This is a genomic window from Sulfitobacter sp. CW3 (genome assembly GCF_019392245.1).
Taxonomy (GTDB): domain Bacteria; phylum Pseudomonadota; class Alphaproteobacteria; order Rhodobacterales; family Rhodobacteraceae; genus Sulfitobacter.
In genome coordinates this window covers 1-556 of record NZ_JAHXRL010000029.1, presented here as the reverse complement: position 1 = coordinate 556, position 556 = coordinate 1, and the positions used below count along the sequence as shown (strand labels likewise).

Here is a 556-nt window from a genome sequence, read left to right as displayed (position 1 = left end):
TAAGGAGTCTGCGTCCTTGCCAGGGCGAACTCGCTCACCTGTCCATCGACGGTGATGCGGCCGATGCGATTGGTCCCGGACAGCGTGAACCACAGGGCACCGTCGGGACCCGACGTGATGCCGAAGGGATAGCTCCCGGGCGTCGGGAGCGGGAATTCTGTGATCCCGCCCGATGGCGTGACGCGTCCGATCCTATTGCCGCGGTTCTCGGTGAACCAGAAATTTCCGTCGGGACCGACGACGATGCCCTGGGGCCGGCTGTCCTGAGTAGGGACGGGGAACTCGTCCCATCGGCCGTCCGGCGCCAGGCGCCCGATCTTGTTGCCTTGCTTCTCCGTGAACCACACGGCGTCGTCGGGGCCGAGGGCGACGCTCTCCGGGTAGCTGTCCGGGGTCGGGACCGCGAAAAGCTCCGCGCCGGTGGCGCCAGCGGGAGCCGTCAGGGCCAGGGCGGCCCATAGGCTTGCCAACCGAAGCGTTCGGACACCACGGCGACGAACGCCTCGGGCGACATCGCGGGCGAACGTGCGCGCGGATTGAAGGACACTTAGGGGCA

Annotated in this window: 1 pseudogene; it reads right to left on the bottom strand. The window is 67.8% G+C overall.

Annotation, left to right across the window (positions count from 1 at the left end):
- Positions 1-470 (bottom strand): annotated as a pseudogene (locus tag KZZ06_RS20070) (hypothetical protein); the annotation flags it as partial.
- Between the last annotated feature and the right edge of the window lie 86 nt (positions 471-556).